Genomic DNA, 21,897 nt, shown 5'->3' on the forward strand with positions numbered 1-21,897 from the left:
GCCGCCCCGCACCCTGATGTCCCAGGACTCCTGCGCCTACGTCGGCGTCCTCGCCGAGCCGCGCGCCCGCGCCGTCTCGGCCGGGTCCTTCTTGAACGCCCAGGCCATCCTCGGCTCCATCGCCCACCGGAAGGCCCGCTGCACCGGCGGCGTGCACAGCGCGGTGACCACGGCCCCCGCGATGACCGTCACCGCGATCTCGCCCAGCGGCGTGTGCAGCCACTGGTAGTCGTCGAACCAGCCCCAGAAGCGCGAGCCCTTCGCCAGGAAGCCGTGCAGCAGATAGCCGTACAGCGTGCCGGCGCCCAGCACCGTGAACCACGTCCGGCGCTTCGGCACCCAGGCGAAGAAGCAGGTCACCAGCACCGCCGAGCAGCCGAAGAGGGCCAGCGTCATCACCAGGCCCGCCCACCAGGGCGCGCCCAGCTCCTGCGCGCTGTCCCGGTGGTAGAACCACGCCGAGGTCATCCGCGGCCCGGCCCAGTACGCCATCACCAGCGCCGACGCGAAGATCGGCAGCGAGGCCCACTTCACCGCGCGGCGCTGCGCCCACTGGAAGTGCTCGGGCTTCATGAAGAGCCCGATGACGAAGAACGGCAGGAACTGCAGGACCCGCTGGAGGTCCAGGTCGTCGCCGATGTCCGGCGAGACGGACGCCAGCATCGCGATGACCAGGGCCAGCGGGACGGGCCAGCGCACGATCTTCCACAGCGGAGTGGTGAGCCGCCAGATGAACAGCGCGACCAGGAACCAGGTCAGGAACCACGGGTCGAGGAGGCTGATCGGGTGGCCGGGGTCGTGGTCGGCCCAGCGCTTGAAGAAGCTGTAGGCGACCTCGAAGAGCACGTACGGCACGGCGACGCCGGTGATCAGCCGCTGCAGCCGGTCCTTGCGCATGTCGAAGCTGCGCGAGAAGTAACCGGAGATGATGATGAACGCCGGCATGTGAAACGTGTAAACGACCATGTAGAGCGCTTCGGCGGCGCGGCTGCCGTCGGTCAGCGGCTCCCAGGAGTGGCCCATCGCGACCAGCACGATCGCCAGGTACTTGGCGTTGTCGAAGAAGGGGTCACGGGCCTTCTTCTGCTGGGGTGCGGCCGGGCCGGCCGGCTTCCCCGCCGGTGCGGCAGGGGTGGCCGGCTTCTCGGCCGGGGGCGCGGCCGTGGCGGTCGATTCCTTGGCCGGGGGGAGCGGACTTCGCTGATCGCCGTGGAACATCTGAGGCACCCTAGTGGTCAACCGGAGATTGCGTAAAACCGTCTTCTTATTTCTCGGCTATTTCTGCAGCTACCCGCGGAGATTCCGGGTAGCCGAGAAGATCCGGCCGTTCTTGTGCCGGCCGGCCGCGGGTGCCCGAGCGCCCGTTCTGTACTGAATCATCCCGACTAATCGGGGCATAGGTGCCGCGAACGACCCGGAGGGAATGTCCTACTCTGCGGTGGTCCGTTCGAGTGGCGCGGCTCACGAAATCATGTCCCCGGAATTCGAATTCGCGGGCGTGAGGTGGGTGTACGCGCGGCAGCGGAATCCGGCCGGACGGAAATGATCAGGCCGAATCGGGGGTCGCGGCAGGGTTGCTTCATTGCCGTGCGCGGGCCGGTGCCGCAGAGCCGTCCGGAAGGCATAGGGGCACGGGAAGTGCGTAAAGCCTTGGCCGATGATTCGTCACTCGCCTCCACCGGGAAGAGAGTTGGTGGCACGATGGGTGCCGGCGGGGGTGTGCGCGGCTGCATGCTTCCAGGGCCGGTGTGGCATTCCGACCAAGGGTGTGATCAGTTGTGGAACTTTCGCTGTCTGTGGTGCTGCTGTTGGCGATCATTCTGATCGTGTTGCTCCGCAACAAGGCCTTGAAGTGGGGACCCGCGCTCGTCGCCATACTCTTCGGCTTCTTCCTCGCGTCCACCGGCATAGCCCCGTCCGTCAACCGGTTCTTCACCTCCGTCGCGGACACGATCAACAACATCACCTTCTGACCACCGCGAACGGGCACCGGACCGGCTCCCCGCGGCCCGGCGCCGCTCGCCCCGTACGCGCGCCGCTCAGCGCCCGCCGCGGCCCAGCGCGTCCCGTACGGCGTCCTCACTGCGGCCCACCACGGCACTGCCGTCGTCCGCGGTGATGATCGGCCGCTGGATCAGCTTCGGGTGCGCGGCCAGCGCCTCGATCCAGCGCTCCCGCGCGTCCGCCGACCGCTCCCAGTCCTTCAGGCCCAGCTCCTTCGCCGCGGCCTCCTGCGTACGCGTGATGTCCCACGGCTCCAGCCCGAGCCGGTCCAGTACGGCCCGCAGCTCCGCCGCGCTCGGCGGGTCCTCCAGATAGCGGCGCACGGTGTACTGCGCGCCCTCCTCGTCCAGCAGCTGCACAGCGGACCGGCACTTCGAACACGCGGGATTGACCCAGATCTCCATGCGCGCACCTTAGCCAGCGCACGCCCGGCCCGGTCCGCCTGCCGCGTACCCCCGGATACGCCGAAGGCCCGGCCGCGCTGTCCTGCGTGCGGCCGGGCCTTTCGTCGTGGAGCGGGCGACGGGAATCGAACCCGCGTAGCTAGTTTGGAAGACTAGGGCTCTACCATTGAGCTACGCCCGCATGCGCCGTGGACCGTCGAGCGGCCTCCGGCACGGTGAGCATCGTAGCGGGTCGGGGCGGTTCGCCGCACACCCCACTCGTCCCTCGGATAACTGGCAGCCGCATGGCCTGCGGCCATGTACCCTACGTGTCGCACCGACGGGGTGTGGCGCAGCTTGGTAGCGCGTCCGCTTTGGGAGCGGAAGGTCGTCGGTTCGAATCCGGCCACCCCGACCATCATGCGGCTTTCCAGCCATCCTCATGATCGCAGTACCACCCCTTGCCCGGCCTGCCCGGACGGGGGATCCCAAGATCGCATTGTGGGGCGCGTCGTGCTTGCGGTTACTATGCAAGCTGCGCGTCCGTGTGCCTCGTTTCCAGGTCTCCCGGGCGCGATCCGCCGGGCCCGATACGCCACGAGCGTCCCGAGGCCGGGGGATCTTCCAGCGAAACCCCAGAAGTCAGCCCCAAGGAGACCGAACCGTGAAGAGCGCCGTGGAGACCCTGAACCCGACCCGGGTTCGGCTCACTGTCGAGGTGCCCTTCGAGGAGCTCAAGGACAGCCTCGACGCGGCGTACAAGAAGATCAACCAGCAGGTCACGGTGAAGGGCTTCCGCCAGGGCAAGATCCCGGCCCGCGTCATCGACCAGCGGTTCGGTCGCGGCGCCGTGCTCGAGGAAGCCGTCAACGACGCGCTCCCGAAGTTCTACACCGAGGCGGTCAACGAGGGTGAGCTCAACGTCCTCGGCCAGCCCGAGGTGGACATCACCGAGCTGAAGGACGGCGAGCTGCTGGCCTTCACCGCCGAGGTGGACATCCGCCCGGCCCTGGAGATCCCGGACTACTCCGGCATCGAGGTCGAGGTCGACGCCATCGAGGTGTCGGACGAGGACATCGAGAAGTCGGTCGAGCAGCTCCGTGAGCGCTTCGCCTCCACCTCCGCCGTCGAGCGCGCCGCCGCCGAGGGCGACGTCGTGACGATCGACCTGCAGGCCAAGGTCGACGGCGAGGTCCTGGAGGACGGCGTCGCCGAGGGCGTCAGCTACACCATCGGATCCGGCGAGCTCCTCGACGGCATCGACGACGCCGTCACCGGCCTCGAGGCCGGCTCCACCGCCACCTTCACCTCCGAGCTCAAGGGCGGCTCCGCCGCGGGCAAGGAGGCCGAGGTCGAGGTGAAGGTCACCGAGGTCAAGGCCAAGGAACTGCCCGCGCTGGACGACGACTTCGCGCAGCTGGCGAGCGAGTTCGACACCCTTGACGAGCTCAAGGACGACAGCCGCAAGCGCCTCGCGCAGATGAAGAAGTACGACCAGGCCACCCAGGCCCAGGAGAAGGTCCTGGAGGAGCTGCTCAAGCTCGTCGAGGTCCCGCTCCCCGAGAAGCTGCTCGCGGACGAGATCGAGACCCGCAAGCACAACCTCGTGAACCACCAGCTCGGCCAGATGGGCCTCGACCTCGCGAAGTACCTGGAGATCCAGGGCAAGAGCGAGGAGGAGTTCGACGCCGAGACCAAGGAGCAGGCCGAGAAGGGCATCAAGACCCAGTTCGTCCTCGACGAGCTGGTCAACAAGGAGAAGCTGAACGTCAGCCAGGAGGAGCTCACCGAGCACCTCATGCGCCGCGCGCAGTCCTCCGGCATGTCCCCCGACCAGTTCGCGCAGGCCGTCGTCGAGGGCGGCCAGGTGCCGATGCTCGTCGGCGAGGTCGCCCGCGGCAAGGCCCTCGCGGTCGTCGTCGAGGCCGCCACGGTCAAGGACACCAACGGTGAGGTCGTCGACCTGGACGACGAGGACGAGACGGCCGAGACCGTCGAGGCCGCCGAGTCCGTCGAGGAGGCCACCGCCGAGGCCGCCGAGGCCAAGGACGAGCAGGCCGAGGACGAGGCCAAGTAAGTCCCCCGGCCGGTTCCGCACCGGCCGAGGCGGCTCCCGCAGCCGCCACAGCACGTCGGCGTACGGGCCCGGACACGCGAGCGCGCGTGTCCGGGCCCGTCGCGTACCGGCGTGTCCCCAGGGCCCCGGGAGCGCCCCGGGCACCTGCGCTCAGAGCGAACAGTTCTCGATGCGGGATGGCGCCCGGCGACCTGCGCGTTAGGGTCCGTAGATACGTGGGCAGGGGACTTTCCGACACCGCGCCGGGGCACCAACGCGGCGCCGAGTCCCGCGCCCCAGACGACGACGCTGAGACGGTCCTGAAAAGCCGTCCGACAACGAGCAGGTGGACACGTGACGATCCCGATGCCTTCCGCCGCCGCTGAGCCGACCTTCGGTGGCCTCGGCGACCAGGTCTACAACCGGCTGCTCGGCGAGCGGATCATCTTCCTCGGCCAGCCGGTCGACGACGACATCGCCAACAAGATCACCGCGCAGCTGCTCCTCCTGGCCGCCGAGCCGGAGAAGGACATCTTCCTCTACATCAACTCTCCGGGCGGTTCGATCTCGGCCGGCATGGCGATCTACGACACCATGCAGTACATCAAGAACGACGTGGTCACCATCGCCATGGGCCTGGCGGCCTCGATGGGCCAGTTCCTGCTGAGTGCCGGTACGCCGGGCAAGCGCTTCGCGCTGCCGAACGCCGAGATCCTCATCCACCAGCCCTCCGCGGGCCTGGCGGGCTCCGCGTCGGACATCAAGATCCACGCCGAGCGGCTGCTGCACACCAAGAAGCGGATGGCGGAGCTGACCGCCTTCCACACCGGCCAGACCGTCGAGCAGATCACCCGCGACTCGGACCGCGACCGCTGGTTCTCGGCCGACGAGGCCAAGGCGTACGGCCTCATCGACGACGTCATGGGCTCCGCCGCCGGCGTCCCGGGCGGGGGCGGCACCGGCGCCTGACGGCCCGGACCGCGCACCCCGCAGCCGACCCCAGCCCACTTGATCGCCACCAGGACGGTGAACACCCAGATGAACAACTCCTCCGGCAGCGGCCTGTACGAGGGCCCTCAGGCCGAGTCGCGCTACATCGTTCCGCGCTTCGTGGAGCGCACCTCGCAGGGCGTTCGGGAGTACGACCCGTACGCGAAGCTCTTCGAGGAGCGCGTGATCTTCCTCGGCGTGCAGATCGACGACGCGTCGGCCAACGACGTCATGGCGCAGCTGCTGTGCCTGGAGTCGATGGACCCCGACCGTGACATCTCCATCTACATCAACTCGCCCGGCGGCTCCTTCACGGCGCTCACCGCGATCTACGACACGATGCAGTTCGTGAAGCCGGACATCCAGACCGTGTGCATGGGCCAGGCAGCCTCCGCCGCCGCCGTGCTGCTCGCGGCCGGCACCCCCGGCAAGCGGATGGCGCTGCCCAACGCCCGCATCCTGATCCACCAGCCGTACAGCGAGACGGGCCGCGGTCAGGTCTCCGACCTGGAGATCGCCGCCAACGAGATCCTGCGCATGCGCACGCAGCTGGAGGAGATGCTGGCCAAGCACTCCACCACGCCGATCGAGAAGATCCGCGACGACATCGAGCGCGACAAGATTCTTACGGCCGAGGAGTCCCTCGCGTACGGTCTTGTGGACCAGATCGTGTCGACCCGGAAGACTTCCGTTTCGGTTTGACCGTTCGATTGATCGCGCTGGTCGCGACTTGAGCCGGAGTGGCTCCCCCTTGGACCGAGTCGGCCGAGTCGGTTCAAGGGGGGCCCGCAGCGGGGGCCCGGCAAGGTACCGTCGATAGGCAAGCACCCGGGTCCGTAGGAGCAATGCGGATCCCAGGCGAAGGGGAAGCACCTCGTGGCACGCATCGGTGACGGCGGCGACCTGCTCAAGTGCTCGTTCTGCGGGAAGAGCCAGAAGCAGGTGAAGAAGCTCATCGCGGGTCCTGGTGTGTACATCTGCGACGAGTGCATCGACCTCTGCAACGAAATCATCGAGGAGGAGCTCGCCGAGACCTCCGAGGTGCGTTGGGAGGAACTGCCCAAGCCCCGGGAGATCTACGAGTTCCTGGAGGGCTACGTCGTAGGCCAGGAGTCCGCCAAGAAGGCGCTCTCGGTAGCGGTCTACAACCACTACAAGCGGGTGCAGGCGGGCGAGAACGGCGGAGCGCGCGGCAACGACGAGGGCATCGAGCTGTCCAAGTCCAACATCCTGCTGCTCGGCCCGACCGGCTCCGGCAAGACGCTGCTCGCGCAGACGCTCGCCCGGATGCTGAACGTCCCGTTCGCCATCGCCGACGCGACGGCGCTGACGGAGGCGGGGTACGTCGGCGAGGACGTGGAGAACATCCTCCTCAAGCTCATCCAGGCCGCCGACTACGACGTCAAGAAGGCCGAGACGGGCATCATCTACATCGACGAGATCGACAAGGTCGCCCGCAAGAGCGAGAACCCCTCGATCACGCGCGATGTCTCCGGCGAGGGCGTCCAGCAGGCCCTGCTGAAGATCCTGGAAGGCACCACCGCCTCGGTCCCCCCGCAGGGCGGCCGCAAGCACCCGCACCAGGAATTCATCCAGATCGACACGACGAACGTGCTGTTCATCGTGGGCGGCGCGTTCGCGGGCCTGGAGAAGCTCATCGAGTCCCGGGCCGGCGCCAAGGGCATCGGCTTCGGCGCGACGATCCGCTCCAAGCGCGAGATCGAGGCCAAGGACCAGTTCCAGGAGGTCATGCCGGAGGACCTGGTGAAGTTCGGGATGATCCCCGAGTTCATCGGCCGCCTCCCCGTGATCACCTCGGTGCACAACCTCGACCGCGAGGCGCTCCTGCAGATCCTGATGGAGCCGAAGAACGCGCTGGTCAAGCAGTACCAGCGGCTCTTCGAACTGGACGGGGTCGAGCTCGACTTCGACCGCCCGGCGCTGGAGGCCATCGCCGACCAGGCGATCCTGCGCGGCACGGGCGCGCGCGGCCTGCGCGCGATCATGGAGGAGGTGCTCCAGTCGGTGATGTACGAGGTGCCGTCCCGCAAGGACGTCGCCCGCGTCGTCATCACCGAGGAGGCCGTCCACTCGAACGTGAACCCGACGCTGGTCCCGCGCAACCGCGGCGGCGAGTCGGGCGAGCACCACGAGAAGAGCGCGTAGCCCGCACCCGGACACACGAAAGGGGGCTCCCGGCACCGGCCGGGAGCCCCCCTTTCGTGTCAGGTCACCTCTGGCGGCACCGCTCCGGGGAGGCGGTCCGCGAGGTCACTTCTTCTCGACGCGGACGTCCTTGCGGACCTTGCCGAGCAGCTCGGCGGCGGCGTCCAGGTCGCGCGCCGCGTTCTTCTCGCCCGGCAGGACGACGCCGAAGGTGCTGTAGTCGGCCCAGGCGCAGATCGGGGCCGCGGACACCTCACCCGGCTTCGGGTCCTTCGCCTTCGCCAGCTGGCACTTCACCAGCGCGCCCTCGCCGCCCTCGGGGGTGAACTCCTCCGGCGTGCCCACCAGGTCGGCGTCGCTGCCGTTCTTGGTGGCCTGCTTCTGCATGTACAGGAAGAAGGCGTCCAGGGCCGTGCCCGGGTCGTCCATCGTGCCGTAGGAGCCCTGCAGCACCAGGCCCTTGCGCGCGTCGGCGCCGGGGGAATACACGCCCTGCACCGAGGTCGGGTCCTTCATCGGCAGGTTCTTGGCCATGCCGTTCTTGCCGGCGGAGGTCCGGCTCGAACCCGGCACCAGCGTGTACCCGGCGGCCGAGCCCGGGGTGGCGAGCTTGTGCGGACCGTCGTTCTCCAGGCCGCCGCCCCCGCCGAACACGGCGATCGCGCCGCCCGCGATCGCGGCCACGACCACGACGGCGCCGACGATCAGGGCGACCTTCTTGCCCTTGCCGCTGCCGCCGGCGGGCGGGGGCGGCGGGACCTGGCCGTACTGCGGCTGCTGCTGGCCGTAGGGGGCCTGCTGCGGGAACTGGCCGGGCTGCTGCTGACCGTACGGGGCCTGCGGCTGCCCGTACGGCGCCTGCTGTCCGTAAGGCTGCTGCTGGGGGGCCTGCGGGGGCTGTCCGTACGGCGCCTGGGGCTGACCGCCGTAACCCTGCTGCGGGGGCACCGGGCCGCCCTGCTGCGGGTAGCCGTAACCCGGCTGCGGGCCCTGCGGCTGCTGCGGCTGCCCGTACGGGCCCGGCTGCTGAGGCTGCCCGTACGGGCCGGGTGGCGGCTGGTTGTAGCTCATGGAGCGGTTTCCCCTCGTGACAACAGAACAACGGACAGCTTTATGCGTTGCTCACATCCTGTACGACACCAGGCGTCACCGAAGCCCCGGGGGCCAAACCGATTCGAGACTGCTACATGCGCGCCCGTACACTGAACGGCGTGACCGAGACACCTCAGAAGAGCCCTGCTTCCGGGCCGAACAGCACCCCCGCAGAACTGCCGACCCAGTACGCGCCGGCCGACGTAGAGGGGCCGCTGTACGAGCGCTGGGTAGAGCGCGGCTACTTCGAGGCCCACGCCAAGAGCGACAAGCCGGCTCACACGATCGTGATCCCGCCGCCGAACGTCACGGGTTCACTCCACCTCGGCCACGCCTTCCAGCACACGCTGATGGACGCCCTCACCCGCCGCAAGCGCATGCAGGGCTTCGAGGCGCTGTGGCTGCCCGGCATGGACCACGCCGGCATCGCCACCCAGAACAAGGTCGAGCAGCAGCTCGCCGAGGAGGGCAAGTCCCGCCACGACCTGGGCCGCGAGGCGTTCGTCGACCGCGTGTGGCAGTGGAAGGAAGAGTACGGCGGCAAGATCCTCGGTCAGATGCGCCGCCTCGGCGACGGCGTCGACTGGTCCCGCGAGCGCTTCACGATGGACGAGGGCCTCTCCAAGGCCGTCCAGACCATCTTCAAGCGGCTCTACGAGGACGAGCTGATCTATCGCGCCGAGCGCATCATCAACTGGTGCCCGCGCTGCCTGACCGCCATCTCCGACATCGAGGTGGAGTACCAGGAGGACGACGGCGAGCTCGTCTCGATCAAGTACGGCGAGGGCGACGAGACCCTCGTCGTGGCCACCACCCGCGCCGAGACGATGCTCGGTGACACCGCCGTCGCGGTGCACCCGGACGACGAGCGCTACGCCCACCTCGTCGGCAAGCGCATCAAGCTCCCGCTGACCGACCGCACCATCCCCGTCGTCGCGGACACCCACGTCGACCCGGAGTTCGGCACCGGCGCCGTCAAGGTGACCCCCGCCCACGACCCGAACGACTTCGCCATCGGCCAGCGCCACGGCCTGGAGTCCAAGGCTGTCATGGACGAGCGCGGCGTCATCACCGTGCACGGCCCCTTCGAGGGCCTGGACCGCTTCGAGGCGCGCTCCACGATCGTCGCCGCGCTGCGCGAGCAGGGCCGCATCGTCGCCGAGAAGCGCCCGTACACCCACTCCGTGGGCCACTGCTCGCGCTGCCGCACCACGATCGAGCCGCGGCTGTCGATGCAGTGGTGGGTCAAGGTCGGCCCGCTCGCGCAGGCCGCCGGTGACGCGGTCCGCGACGGCCGGGTCAAGATCCACCCCGAGGACATGTCGAAGCGCTACTTCGACTGGGTCGACAACATGCACGACTGGTGCATCTCGCGCCAGCTGTGGTGGGGCCACCGCATCCCCGTCTGGTACGGCCCCGACGGCGAAGTCGTCTGCGTCGGCCCCGACGAGGAGCCGCCGAGCGGCGAGGGCTGGACCCAGGACACCGACGTGCTGGACACCTGGTTCTCCTCCGGCCTGTGGCCCTTCTCCACCCTGGGCTGGCCGGAGAAGACCCCGGACCTGGAGAAGTTCTACTCCACCGACGTGCTGGTCACCGGCCACGACATCATCTTCTTCTGGGTCGCCCGGATGATGATGTTCGGCCTGTACGCGATGGACGGCGAGGTGCCGTTCAAGACCATCGCGCTGACCGGCCTGGTCCGCGACGAGCGCGGCAAGAAGATGTCGAAGTCCTTCGGCAACGTCGTCGACCCGCTGGACTGGATGGACGAGTACGGCTCCGACGCCGTCCGCTTCACCCTCGCCCGCGGCGCCAACCCCGGTACGGACGTGCCGATCGGCGAGGACTGGGTCCAGGCGTCCCGGAACTTCGCCAACAAGATCTGGAACGCCACCCGCTTCGCGCTGATGAACGGCGCGACGGTCGAGGGCCCGCTCCCGGACCCGGCCCAGATGTCGGCGACGGACCGCTGGATCCTCTCCCGGCTCAACGCCACGGTCGCCGAGGTCGACGCGTACTACGACGACTTCCAGTTCGCGAAGCTCTCCGACGCGCTCTACCACTTCGCGTGGGACGAGGTCTTCGACTGGTACGTCGAGCTGTCCAAGACCACCTTCATGGGCGGCGGCGACGCGGCCAAGGTCTCGGCCCGCGTGCTCGGCGAGGTCCTCGACGTCACCCTCCGCCTGCTCCACCCCATCGTGCCCTTCGTCACCGAAGCGCTGTGGACCACGCTCACCGGCAAGGAGTCCGTCGTCGTCGCCGACTGGCCCGCCGACAGCGGCTTCCGCGACCAGGCGGCCGAGAAGGAGATCGAGACGGTCCAGCAGGTCGTCACCGAGGTCCGCCGCTTCCGCTCCGACCAGGGCCTCCAGCCCGGCCAGCGGGTCCCGGCCCGGCTCGACCTGGCGGGCACCGCACTGGCCGCGCACGAAGCCGCGATGCGCTCGCTGCTCCGCCTGCAGCCCGCCGGCGAGGACTTCGCCGCCACCGCCTCGCTGCCGGTGGCCGGCGCGACCGTCGCGCTGGACCTCTCCGGCGCGATCGACATCGAGGCCGAGCGCAAGCGCCTGGCCAAGGACCTCGCCGCCGCCGAGAAGGAGAAGGCACAGGCGACCGGCAAGCTCGGCAACGAAGCGTTCCTGGCCAAGGCGCCCGAGAAGGTCGTCGACAAGATCCGCACCCGACTGGAGACGGCCGAGGCGGACATCGTCCGCATCACCGCCCAGCTGGAACGGCTGCCGAAGGCGTAACGCAGGTACCGCTCACCGCCGGGGGCCCCGTCCGCACGGACGGGGGCCCCGCGCGTCACCGGCACGGACAGGTGCTCCGCAGGCCGTCGGCACGGAGGGGGCCGTGCGTCACCGGCACAAAGCAGCCGGATTGTCGATATACGCGTACTGATTTCTCATCCGCCTCTCATCGAGCCGCGCGACGCTCGAAGTCATGAACAAACCCCTGCGACGCGTCTCCGTCTTCTGCATCGCCCTGGTCCTCGCCCTGATGGGCTGGGCCACCTGGATCCAGGGCGCGAAGGCGGACTCCCTCGCGGACGACGACCACAATCCGCGGGTCAACATCGAGAAGTACTCCCGCCCGCTCGGCAACATCCTCGTCGACGGCCACCCCGTGACCGGCTCGACGGCGACCGACGGCCCCCTCGCCTACAAGCGGACCTACACCGACGGCCCGCTGTACGCCCCGCTCACCGGCTACTCCTCCCAGATCTACGGCTCCACCCAGCTGGAGAACCTCTACGGCGACGTACTGGACGGCTCCGACAGCCGGCTCCAGTCCCCGGTCAACCTGGTCTCCCGGGAGCGGGCCAAGGGCGGCGACGTGTCGACCACCCTCGACGCCAAGGTCCAGAAGGCCGGCTACGAGGCGCTCGGCAACAAGACCGGCGCCGCCGTCGCCCTCGACCCCGCCACCGGCCGCATCCTCGGCATGGTCTCCACGCCCTCGTACGACCCGGGGAAGTTCGCCGGCCAGGCCGGCGCCGACCAGAAGGCATGGGCCCGGATGACCGGCGACAAGGACCAGCCGCACCTGAACCGCGCGCTGCGCCAGACCTATCCCCCCGGCTCCACCTTCAAGCTGGTCGTCGCCGCCGCCGCGCTGGAGAACGGCCTGTACTCCTCCGTGGACGAGCGCACCGACAGCCCCAACCCGTACCGGCTGCCGAACACCCGCACCGACCTGACCAACGAGAACGCCGCCGCGCCCTGCGAGAACGCCACGATCCGCACCGCGCTCCAGTACTCCTGCAACAACGTCTTCGGCAAGCTGGCCGCCGACCTGGGGGAGAAGAAGGTCAAGGAGCAGGCGGAGAAGTTCGGCTTCAACGACGCGAAGATCGACGTCCCGGTGCGCGCCGCCAAGAGCGTCTACCCCTCCGGCATGGACTCCGCGCAGACCGCCCTCTCCGGCATCGGCCAGTTCGACGACCAGGCCACCCCGCTGCAGATGGCCATGGTCGTCTCGGCGATCGCCAATGACGGTGACCTGAAGACCCCGTACGAGGTCGACAAGATCACCGACGGCGGCGGCAACACCGTCCAGGAGAACGCGCCCAAGACGTACAAGACCGCGATGTCCAAGGCCAACGCCGAGCAACTGCAGTCCGCGATGCAGACCGTCGTCGAGAAGGGCACCGGCTCCGGCGCGAAGATCGACGGACTGACCGTCGGCGGCAAGACCGGAACGGCCCAGCACGGCGTGGACAACAGCGGCATGCCCTACGCCTGGTTCGTCTCCTACGCCGAGGACGCCCACGGCAACCAGGTCGCCGTGGCATCCGTCGTCGAGGACAGCGACGCGGCCCGCGGCGACATCTCGGGCGGCGGCCTGGCAGGCCCGGTCGCCAAGGCAATGATGAAGGCTGCCCTTTCTTAACCTAGCTGCGGGCAGTCGTGCCGCTGGGCGGCACGGGTGGGCGCAGCGGCACCCCACCGGCGGGCAGCCGCTCCGCGCCACCACCCGCCCGCCCGCGCCACAGCACCTGCGCCCCCACCGTCACCACAACGTTCGGCACCAGCGACAGCAACCCGGCATCGACCGTCCCGATATCCACCCCGCCGAACGTCAGCCAGCCCAGCGTCACCACACCCGTGACAATGCCGAGCAGGGCCGGCACCGCCCGCAACCGGTTGCGCCGCGCCAATGCGGCCACCGTCGCGGGTGCCAGCTGCGCGAGCCCGCCATAGGTCAGCAGCAGCAGATTGGCCAGCAGCGCGGGCCGGGCCAGGCCCAGTACCAGAGCCAGACCGGAGGCCAGCAGTACGCACACATGGTTGATCCGCATTGTGGTGCGCGGGCTGCGCGCAGGCAGCAGATTGCGCGACACCAACGTGGAGATCCCGAGCAGCAGCGCCGCCGACGGCACCATCGCCGTCGCCGCCGCGGCCACCGCGACCACGCCCACCAGCCAGCCCGGCAGCGCGCCGCCGGCCACCGTGAGCAGCGCGGCCTTGCTGTCGGTGCCCGGCTTCAGGGTCAGCACCCCGGCGAAGCCCACCACGACCGGCACGGCGATGGCGACCTGGTACAGCGGCAGCCAGATGTAATTGCGGCGCAGGGCCCGGGAACTGCCCGCGGACAGGATCGCCGACCACAGATGCGGCATCGTGTTCAGACCCGCACCGATCGCGCTGATCAGCATCGCCGTGGTGAACCACGTCGCGTCCGTACCGCCGCCGTGCAGAGTCAGCAGGTCGGGCCGGCTCTCCCGGACGGCGGTGAAGAGACCACTCAGCCCGCCGTCGAGCCCGATCGGCACGGCGACCAGCAGGATCAGCAGCGCCAGCACCATCAGGACGTCCTTGAAGTACGCGGCGCGGGCGATGCCCCGCAGGCCGGACCACAGGACGAAGCCGACGGTGAGCACCGTCGCCAGGATCATCGAACCGGTCGCGCCCGACTCGCTGCCGGTGGCCAGCTGCACGATCAGGCCGAGCCCGGTGATCTGCAGCTGCAGATACGGCAGCAGGAAGACGGCCCCGACCACCGCCACGACCTTCCCGAGCAGCGGGCTGCTGAACCGGTCGGCGAAGAAGTCGGCCTGGGTGAGGTACCCGTTCTCCTTGCCGAGCCGCCACAGCCGCGGCCCGGTGAGGTACTGGCCGATCAGACAGAGCGACAGATACCCCAAGGCGTACGTGGCCGCGACGCCGTCGCTGAACGCGAGCCCGGCCAGCCCCAGAAAGCTGAACGTCGTGAACGACTCGCCGGCCTGCAGGAACCACATCGTCACGGCACCGAAACGGCGCCCGCCGACGGCCCATTCGCCCAGGTCGTGCCCAGTATTACGGCGACCGGACAGGCCGACGGCGGCGATCGCGAGGATGCCGATGAGAGTGACCGCCATGGTCGTGCTCATGCCGCGGCCTCCTCATCGGCGTCCTCGGGATGCGCGGCGCGCGCCTCGTACAGCGCGAGCGCGACGGTGGTGCCCACCGTCCACAGCACGCACCACACCAGGACGGCCGGCAGCCCCAGCCACAGCGTGGTGGTGTTGACGAAGGGCAGATACGGGGTGGCGAAGAACCCGGCCGTGGGCACGGCGAGGTACGCCAGATGACGCTGGCTCATGTCGGAATCCCGAGGGAGGAGGGGAGGGGCGCGAGGGCTCAGCTGCAGGGACCGGCGCTACAGGACGGGGCGGCGCAGGCCGTGGCCGGTGGCGGTTTCGTAGGCGTGCGCGGCACGCAGGGCGGTCAGCTCGGCGCGGGGCGCGGCGACGACCTGGAGGCCGACCGGCAGCCCGCCGGGCGTGAACCCGGCCGGCACGGAGAGCGCGGGCGTACCCATGACGGTGACGAAGTACGCCGAACGCATCCAGTCCAGGTACGTGTGCTGCTCCCGGCCCCCGACCACGGCCGGGTGCTCCAGATCCGCGTCGAAGGGCACGACCTGGCTGACGGGCGCGAGCAGCACGTCGTAACGGGAGAAGAAGTCCGTCGCCGCCAGGTGGATACGGGCGTGCGCCGCGGTCGCGCGGGCGAGGTCGGCGCCGGTCAGCTTCCGGCCCTCCTCGATGTTCCACACCAGGCTGGGCTTGAGGGCCCCGGGGTGCGCGTCGAGGAGCTCACCGAGCCCCTGGGCGAACAGCTGCGCCCGCCGAGTACGGAAGACGTCCTCGGCGCCGGCCAGATCCGGGCAGTCCTCGGTCACCCGGCAGCCCAGCTCCTCGAAGACCCGCAGCTGCGGCTCCAGAACGGCCGTGACCTCCGCGTCGACCGGCACCCGCCCGCCGAGGTCCGGCGTCCAGGCGACCCGCAGCCCGCGCAGATCCGCCGCCAGCGGGGCGCGGAAGGCCGCGCCCGGGGTGTCCAGGGAGAGCGGACAGCGCGGGTCGGGCCCGGCCATGACCGACAGCAGCAGCGCGGCGTCGGCGACGGTGCGGCCCATCGGCCCGGCGACGGCCAGCGTGTCCCACGGGTCGCTCGCGGGGTGGCACGGCACCCGGCCCGGCGTCGGGCGCAGGCCGACCACGTTGCAGAAGGAGGCGGGGTTGCGCAGCGAGCCGCCCATGTCGGAGCCGTCGGCGAGCGGGTGCATCCCGGCGGCGAGCGCGGCGGCCGCGCCACCGCTGCTGCCGCCGGCCGAGCGCGTGACGTCGTACGGGTTCCGGGTGGCGCCGAAGACCGGGTTGAACGTGTGCGAACCGGCCGCGAACTCCGGCACGTTGGTCTTGCCGATCCGGATCGCCCCGGCCGCCTGAACGCGCTCCACGAGAAGCTCGTCCTCATCGGGCACATGGTCGGCGAAGAGCGGCGAGCCGTGGGTGGTGCGCATCCCGCGGGTGAGGTGCGTGTCCTTGAAGGCAATCGGCAGGCCGTGCAGCGGACCGGTCTCCGCGCCGCGCACGAGCCGCTCGTCGGCGCCGGCCGCGGCCGCCAGCGCCCCCTCGGGATCGACCGTGACGACCGCGTTGACCTGCGGATTGACGCCATCGATCCGGTCCAGATGAGCCTGCACGACCTCCCGGGCCGACAACTCGCGCTTACGGATCCGAGCGGCGAGCTCGGTAGCGGGGGCGTACGTGATCTCGTCAATCTCGTCAGTCATGACCATCCGTCCTGGGCGGGGCTGGATGAGCGCTCATCCTGCGGCCGCTGCCGGAAGTGGTCAATAGTCCTGCGTGAATGAATCTTCTAGACGCCCAGATTTAACAAGTGACGCTTACGGCCGCACGGGTGACCTGAGGCGCCGAGGAGTAGCCCCCCGCGCGAGCCGCGGCTCAGCCCGCCGCCCGCAGTGACCGCATCAGCGGCGTAGGTGTGGCGCTGCGCTTCAGGGCCGCCACCACCAGGTGCGAGCTGACCGCCTCCACGTGCCGTACCCACGGCCCCTCGGTGAGAAAGGCGTGCAGCGCCGTCATCGACGGCTGGGTGACGTCCACCAGCAGCTGGTGCTCGCCCATCACCACCGCCGCGTACCGCACCAGCGGCGACTCCGTCAGCAGCCGTCCGACGGCCTCCACCGCGTCCGGACGCGTCCTGATCCACAGCAACGCCTCGACCGGCAGCCCCAGCAGCGCGGGCTCCACCGCGGCCCGTATCGACACCGCGCCCGACCGGGTCAGCGCCTCCACCCGGCGCCGCGCCGTCGCCTCGGACACCCCGGCCAGCGCGGCCAGCTCCTCGTGCGTGCGCCGCCCGTCCTCGGCCAGCGCCTCCACGATGCGCCGCTCCTCCGGGCCCAGCTCCTCGGCCGGCGCGCTCGCCTGCTCGGGGCGGGCCGGGAAGCGGGACAGCGCGGCCGCCTCGGCCTCGTCCAGGATGCCGGGGCGCCAGTCGTGGACCGTACGGAGGTACCGCAGGACGGGGGAGACGTGCTGGGCGGTCAGGCCCGGCACGGCCGGCGCCTCGTCGAGCATCAGCGTGGCCAGCCGGCCCGGCGGGCACTGCACCTCCGCCACGCAGTCCGGCGGCCCGGACAGCACGTAACTGAAGACCGTGCCGGCCCGGTCCGCCATCGCCAGCGCCGCGTCCCGTGCCGTACCGGGCGGGCAGCCCAGCCGCACGATCGCCGTCTCGCCGCGGGCGACCAGCCCGGTGACCGTCACCTGGCCGCTGCCCAGCAGGTGCAGGCCGCGGCGCGCGACGGTGCGCTCCGGCTCGCCGAGCGCGGCGGCGATGCGGCGCCAGGACGCCCGGCCGTCGATCTGCAGCGCGGCGATGATCCGGCGGTCCAGGGCGTCGGGCCCTTGGCCCGTGTCGGCAGCGGTCACGGGATCACAGTAACGACAGCCAAGAGACCCGTGACCGTCGCAGTATCGAGGCCCGTATGCGCCGCGAGGAGGCCCGTGTCCGTTGCGGTGACGAGGCCCATGTCCGTGTGGCACGGCCCGTGTCCGTCACCCGGAGGTGCGCGCACGCCCAGCCGCGGCCGTCGGCGGTAATGGGGCCCGTCCGTGCCGCGTGGGCCTCCTTCTCTTTGTTTCGGCAACGATTACCGAGGGTGAGAAGGTGCCCGTGGTCAATTACATATTGTAATTGTACGCCCTGTGAGGGAAATGCGGGCGTTCTCCTAGACTGGTGCTGTGAGCGAGCGCCCCGAGAACGACGACCCCGACCCGATCGACCCCGACCTGATTCCCGGTCCCGACCGCGACCCCTTCGACGAGATGATCGAGGCCGAGACCGAGCGAGACCCCGACCTCGCGGTGATCGAGGCCGGCAGCCGTACGCTGCGGGCCCAGGCCGGACCGCCGACGAGCGACGTGCCGGCGCGCCCCGAGGACCCCGAGGTGGACCGCGCGCTGCGCGCCGTGGAGGCCGAGCTGGCGACCCGCTGGGGCGAGACCAAGCTCGACCCGTCGGTGCAGCGCATCGCCGCGCTGATGGACATCCTCGGGGAGCCGCAGCGCTCGTACCGCTCCATCCACATCACCGGCACGAACGGCAAGACCAGCACCGCCCGCATGATCGAGGCGCTGCTGGCCGCCTTCGACCTGCGCACCGGGCGCTACACCAGCCCGCACGTCCAGTCGATCACCGAGCGGATCAGCCTGGACGGCGCGCCGATCTCCGCCGAGAAGTTCATCGAGACGTACGAGGACATCAAGCCGTACGTGGAGATGGTGGACGCGCGGGAGGACTACCGGCTGTCCTTCTTCGAGGTGATGACCGGGATGGCGTACGCCGCCTTCGCGGACGCGCCCGTCGACATCGCGGTCGTCGAGGTCGGGATGGGTGGTAAGTGGGACGCCACGAATGTGATCGATGGTGATGTCGCCGTCGTGACGCCGATCTCGCTCGATCACACCGACCGGCTCGGGGACACGCCGGAGGCGATCGCGGGCGAGAAGTCCGGGATCATCAAGAAGGACGCCACGGTCGTGCTCGCGCAGCAGCCGGTGGAGGCCGCTTCGGTGATGCTCAAGCGCGCCGTCGACGTGGACGCCACGGTCGCCCGCGAGGGCATGGAGTTCGGCGTGCTCGCGCGGGAGGTCGCGGTCGGCGGGCAGCTGCTGACGCTGCGCGGCCTGGGCGGCGAGTACACCGACGTCTTCCTGCCGCTGTACGGCGCGCACCAGGCGCACAACGCGGCCGTCGCGCTCGCCGCCGTCGAGGCGTTCTTCGGCGTCGGTACGGAGCACGCGCGCACGCTGGACATCGACACCATCCGGACCGCGTTCGCCTCGGTGTCCTCGCCGGGCCGGATGGAGGTCGTGCGCCGGAGCCCCACGGTGGTACTGGACGCGGCGCACAACCCCGCGGGCGCCCGCGCGACCGCCGAAGCGGTGACCGAGGCGTTCGGTTTCAGCCGACTTGTGGGTGTCGTCGGGGCCAGTGCGGACAAGGACGTGCGCGGGCTGCTGGAGGCGTTCGAGCCGATCTTCGCCGAGGTCGTGGTGACGCGGAACTCCACGCCGCGTTCGATGGATCCGGACGAGCTGGCGGCCCTGGCCGTCGAGGTCTTCGGCGCCGAGCGGGTGCAGGTCGAGCCGCGGCTGGACGACGCCCTGGAGGCGGCGATCACGCTGTCGGAGGAAGAGGGCGAGTACAGCGGCGCGGGCGTGCTGGTCACCGGCTCCGTGATCACGGTCGGTGAGGCCCGGCTGCTCATGGGAAGGAACTGACATGCGCACCCTGTGTGCGAGCACGCTGATCGGCGAGTTCTTCGTCATCGGCTTCGCCGGGCTGGTCGCCATGCAGACCTCGGACCTGTCCACGGCCACGGTCTGGACGGTCAGCGGCATCGCGATGCTGCTGTCGGTGCTGCTGTGCGGGATGCTGTCGCGGCCCGGCGGGGTGGCGCTCGGCTGGGTGCTGCAGATCGCGCTGATCGCCAGCGGTGTGATCGTGCCGACGATGTACTTCCTCGGCGTGGTCTTCGCCGCCCTGTGGTGGGCCTCGGTCCACTTCGGCCGCAAGATCGATGCGGCGAAGGCCCGTTGGGCGGCCCAGGCCGACGCCGCGGGCCCGGACCTGGCCTGAGCCCCGCACCCCCTGCGGGCCGGACCTCGGCTGACCCTCGGGGGGGCGCGGACCGACCCTCGCGCGACCGGGCCCGCCCTGAGCCCCCGCCCCCTGGCGGGACCCGCCACCGCCCGCCCCCTCGACCCCTTGCGGGGCCTGGGAACGGGCGGTTCCGGTGGTCCATGTAGCCTCGGGGCACCCGCTCACTGTCGTACGCACCCTAGGAGTCCCTTCGTGAGCCAGCGCACGCTCGTCCTGCTGAAGCCGGACGCGGTCCGCCGCGGTCTGATCGGCGAGATCATCGGCCGTATCGAGAAGAAGGCCGGCTGGACGGTCAGCGCCCTGGAGCTGCGCTCGCTGGGCCGCGACGTGCTCGCGCAGCACTACGCGGAGCACGAGGGCAAGCCTTTCTACGAGCCCCTGATGGACTTCATGTCCTCCGGTCCGGTTGTTTCTCTCGTCGTGGAGGGCGAGCGGGTGATCGAAGGGGTACGCCAGTTGGCGGGTCCGACCGACCCGATTGCCGCAGCGCCCGGGTCCATTCGGGGCGACTTCGGGACAATCACCCGGGAAAATCTCATTCACGCGTCCGACTCCGAGGAGTCCGCCGAGCGCGAGATCAAGATTTTCTTCCCCGGCCTGTCCTGACGGGGCATCAGGCACAAACCGCCCGCCACCTGGGGCGACCGAAGAAATTCGGTCGCCCTTTGGCATACGTACAGCCAATGGGGGAACGCATCACCCCGACACGACGTCACCATTAAGGGGGGCGGGCACGTGTTCCGCTGACAATGGCGGAGGAACCCCGCACCGCGTTCGAGCGGACGGGCCTTCCCGGACTACCATGAAGGCTTCCGCGCGTCAGCGCATCACCTCCTGCCGACCTCCAGTAAGCATTCGCTCCAGTTGGGAAGGCCAGACGTATCCTCATGGGGAACAACATGTCGTTCATCGGCCGTGACATGGCTGTCGACCTCGGCACCGCCAACACGCTGGTGTACGTCAGGGGTCGAGGGATCGTTCTGAACGAACCGTCGGTCGTGGCCATCAACACCAACACCGGCGGCATCCTCGCCGTGGGCGCAGAGGCCAAGAAGATGATCGGCCGGACCCCTGGCAACATCGTGGCCGTCCGCCCGCTGAAGGACGGCGTGATCGCCGACTTCGAGATCACCGAGCGGATGCTCCGCTACTTCATCCTCAAGATCCACAAGCGCCGGTACCTCGCCCGGCCGCGGGTCGTCGTCTGTGTGCCCTCCGGCATCACCGGCGTCGAGCGCCGCGCCGTCATCGAGGCGTCGACGCAGGCCGGCGCGCGCCAGGTGCACATCATCGAGGAGCCCATGGCCGCGGCCATCGGCTCCGGGCTGCCGGTCCACGAGGCCACCGGCAACATGGTCGTGGACATCGGCGGCGGCACGACCGAGGTCGCGGTCATCTCGCTCGGCGGCATCGTCACGGCGCAGTCCATCCGGGTGGCCGGCGACGAGCTGGACAACGCGATCATCCAGCACATCAAGAAGGAGTACAGCCTTCTGCTGGGCGAGCGCACGGCCGAGAGCATCAAGATCACGATCGGTTCGGCGTACGACCTCGACCAGGACGAGCACACCGAGATCCGCGGCCGCGACCTGGTCTCGGGCCTGCCCAAGACCGTGGTCATCTCCGCGGCCGAGGTCCGCAAGGCCATCGAGGAGCCGGTCAACTCCATCGTCGACGCGGTCAAGACCACGCTCGACAAGTGCCCGCCGGAGCTCTCCGGCGACGTGATGGACCGCGGCATCGTCCTCACCGGCGGCGGCGCCCTGCTCCGCGGCCTGGACGAGCGGCTCCGCCGCGAGACCGGCATGCCGATCCACATCGCCGAGGACCCGCTCGACTCCGTCGCGCTCGGTTCCGGCAAGTGCGTGGAGGAGTTCGAGGCTCTTCAGCAGGTCCTCGATTCGCAGCCGCGCAGATGACCTCCGTCGGCGATCTGCCGTACGGCCGCCTGCCAGCCCGTACGGCAGATCGTTGATATACAACAGACACCACGCACTCCTGTAGTACCCCCCCCCGAACCCCCACCCCCACCCCCAGCCCTCCGCATCCCGCCCGACGTCCCGGCAGTACTGGCAGTTCTGGCAGTACTGCCAGTTCCGGCAGTACACGCACCTTCGGTACCGCCGCCGCGCGGCGGTCCGCGCACAACTCAAGTAAAGGCACAACCCAGATCCCCAGCGAGACCGGCGCGGGCCCGCAGCCGGCCGGTCCTACGAGGAAGGACACGGCCGCC

General features: G+C 69.9%; 18 protein-coding genes and 2 tRNA genes. 12 read left to right on the forward strand and 8 right to left on the reverse strand.

The features are described from left to right. Positions 1 to 36: 36 nt before the first annotated feature. Entirely contained in the window at positions 37 to 1,218 is a 1,182-nt protein-coding gene (locus tag ABT381_RS11220) for an acyltransferase family protein (RefSeq protein WP_351591170.1), read from the reverse strand. A 560-nt stretch (positions 1,219 to 1,778) separates the two neighbouring features. Here ABT381_RS11220 and ABT381_RS11225 point away from each other — a divergent pair. After that, positions 1,779 to 1,973, forward strand: coding sequence for a hypothetical protein (locus tag ABT381_RS11225; protein ID WP_351591173.1), 195 nt, complete (start codon positions 1,779 to 1,781; stop codon positions 1,971 to 1,973). Positions 1,974 to 2,039: 66 nt separating this feature from the next. Here ABT381_RS11225 and ABT381_RS11230 read toward each other — a convergent pair whose 3' ends face one another. After that, positions 2,040 to 2,408 (reverse strand): arsenate reductase family protein, encoded by a 369-nt coding sequence (locus tag ABT381_RS11230; protein WP_351591176.1) that lies wholly within the window; start codon positions 2,406 to 2,408, stop codon positions 2,040 to 2,042. A gap of 107 nt (positions 2,409 to 2,515) precedes the next feature. Next, positions 2,516 to 2,589: transfer RNA gene (locus ABT381_RS11235), tRNA-Gly, on the reverse strand. Between the two features lie 139 nt (positions 2,590 to 2,728). Here ABT381_RS11235 and ABT381_RS11240 point away from each other — a divergent pair. The 5 genes from ABT381_RS11240 to clpX all read left to right on the forward strand — a co-directional run bounded on the left by ABT381_RS11240 (position 2,729) and on the right by clpX (position 7,599). Further along, positions 2,729 to 2,805, forward strand: a tRNA-Pro gene (locus ABT381_RS11240). Between the two features lie 246 nt (positions 2,806 to 3,051). Then, a complete protein-coding gene (tig, locus tag ABT381_RS11245; protein ID WP_351591179.1) occupies positions 3,052 to 4,464 on the forward strand; it encodes a trigger factor in 1,413 nt (470 codons plus the stop codon). Between the two features lie 345 nt (positions 4,465 to 4,809). Beyond that, positions 4,810 to 5,412 carry an ATP-dependent Clp protease proteolytic subunit gene (locus ABT381_RS11250; protein ID WP_031062215.1) on the forward strand — a complete coding sequence of 201 codons (603 nt, stop codon included), beginning with the start codon at positions 4,810 to 4,812 and terminating at the stop codon, positions 5,410 to 5,412. A gap of 57 nt (positions 5,413 to 5,469) precedes the next feature. After that, positions 5,470 to 6,135 (forward strand): ATP-dependent Clp protease proteolytic subunit, encoded by a 666-nt coding sequence (locus tag ABT381_RS11255; RefSeq protein WP_351591247.1) that lies wholly within the window; start codon positions 5,470 to 5,472, stop codon positions 6,133 to 6,135. Between the two features lie 174 nt (positions 6,136 to 6,309). Then, the gene (gene clpX, locus ABT381_RS11260; RefSeq protein ID WP_351591182.1) at positions 6,310 to 7,599 is read left to right on the forward strand and encodes an ATP-dependent Clp protease ATP-binding subunit ClpX; all 1,290 of its coding nucleotides are present in this window, start codon (positions 6,310 to 6,312) and stop codon (positions 7,597 to 7,599) included. Positions 7,600 to 7,704: 105 nt separating this feature from the next. On the opposite strand, the gene ABT381_RS11265 is transcribed toward clpX, so the two are convergent. Further along, entirely contained in the window at positions 7,705 to 8,670 is a 966-nt protein-coding gene (locus tag ABT381_RS11265; protein WP_351591185.1) for a hypothetical protein, read from the reverse strand. 140 nt (positions 8,671 to 8,810) lie between these two features. Between ABT381_RS11265 and ABT381_RS11270 the strand changes: the two genes are divergently transcribed. Continuing rightward, complete coding sequence (locus ABT381_RS11270) at positions 8,811 to 11,447, forward strand: valine--tRNA ligase (protein WP_351591188.1); 2,637 nt, start codon at positions 8,811 to 8,813, stop codon at positions 11,445 to 11,447. A gap of 193 nt (positions 11,448 to 11,640) precedes the next feature. Then, complete coding sequence (locus ABT381_RS11275; RefSeq protein ID WP_351591191.1) at positions 11,641 to 13,089, forward strand: peptidoglycan D,D-transpeptidase FtsI family protein; 1,449 nt, start codon at positions 11,641 to 11,643, stop codon at positions 13,087 to 13,089. Between the two features lies 1 nt (position 13,090). On the opposite strand, the gene ABT381_RS11280 is transcribed toward ABT381_RS11275, so the two are convergent. From ABT381_RS11280 to ABT381_RS11295, 4 genes are all read right to left on the reverse strand, one after another. Beyond that, positions 13,091 to 14,572, reverse strand: a complete 1,482-nt coding sequence (locus ABT381_RS11280; RefSeq protein ID WP_351591194.1) for a sodium:solute symporter family protein — start codon at positions 14,570 to 14,572, stop codon at positions 13,091 to 13,093. Next, entirely contained in the window at positions 14,569 to 14,784 is a 216-nt protein-coding gene (locus ABT381_RS11285) for a hypothetical protein (RefSeq protein ID WP_351591197.1), read from the reverse strand. Before ABT381_RS11285 ends, ABT381_RS11280 begins: the two co-directional genes overlap by 4 nt. A 57-nt stretch (positions 14,785 to 14,841) precedes the next feature. Beyond that, the gene (locus ABT381_RS11290; protein WP_351591200.1) at positions 14,842 to 16,263 is read right to left on the reverse strand and encodes an amidase; all 1,422 of its coding nucleotides are present in this window, start codon (positions 16,261 to 16,263) and stop codon (positions 14,842 to 14,844) included. Between the two features lie 172 nt (positions 16,264 to 16,435). Beyond that, positions 16,436 to 17,428 (reverse strand): Lrp/AsnC family transcriptional regulator, encoded by a 993-nt coding sequence (locus ABT381_RS11295; protein WP_351591203.1) that lies wholly within the window; start codon positions 17,426 to 17,428, stop codon positions 16,436 to 16,438. 312 nt (positions 17,429 to 17,740) lie between these two features. Between ABT381_RS11295 and folC the strand changes: the two genes are divergently transcribed. From folC to ABT381_RS11315, 4 genes are all read left to right on the forward strand, one after another. Then, positions 17,741 to 19,282, forward strand: coding sequence for a bifunctional tetrahydrofolate synthase/dihydrofolate synthase (gene folC, locus ABT381_RS11300; RefSeq protein WP_351591206.1), 1,542 nt, complete (start codon positions 17,741 to 17,743; stop codon positions 19,280 to 19,282). Between the two features lies 1 nt (position 19,283). Then, entirely contained in the window at positions 19,284 to 19,640 is a 357-nt protein-coding gene (locus ABT381_RS11305) for a DUF4233 domain-containing protein (protein WP_351591209.1), read from the forward strand. A gap of 216 nt (positions 19,641 to 19,856) precedes the next feature. Next, positions 19,857 to 20,270 (forward strand): nucleoside-diphosphate kinase, encoded by a 414-nt coding sequence (gene ndk / locus ABT381_RS11310; protein ID WP_351591212.1) that lies wholly within the window; start codon positions 19,857 to 19,859, stop codon positions 20,268 to 20,270. 293 nt (positions 20,271 to 20,563) lie between these two features. Then, complete coding sequence (locus ABT381_RS11315) at positions 20,564 to 21,583, forward strand: rod shape-determining protein (RefSeq protein ID WP_030249658.1); 1,020 nt, start codon at positions 20,564 to 20,566, stop codon at positions 21,581 to 21,583. Positions 21,584 to 21,897: the final 314 nt, after the last annotated feature.

It is taken from the genome of Streptomyces sp. NPDC000151, assembly GCF_040301705.1.
Lineage (GTDB): Bacteria > Actinomycetota > Actinomycetes > Streptomycetales > Streptomycetaceae > Streptomyces.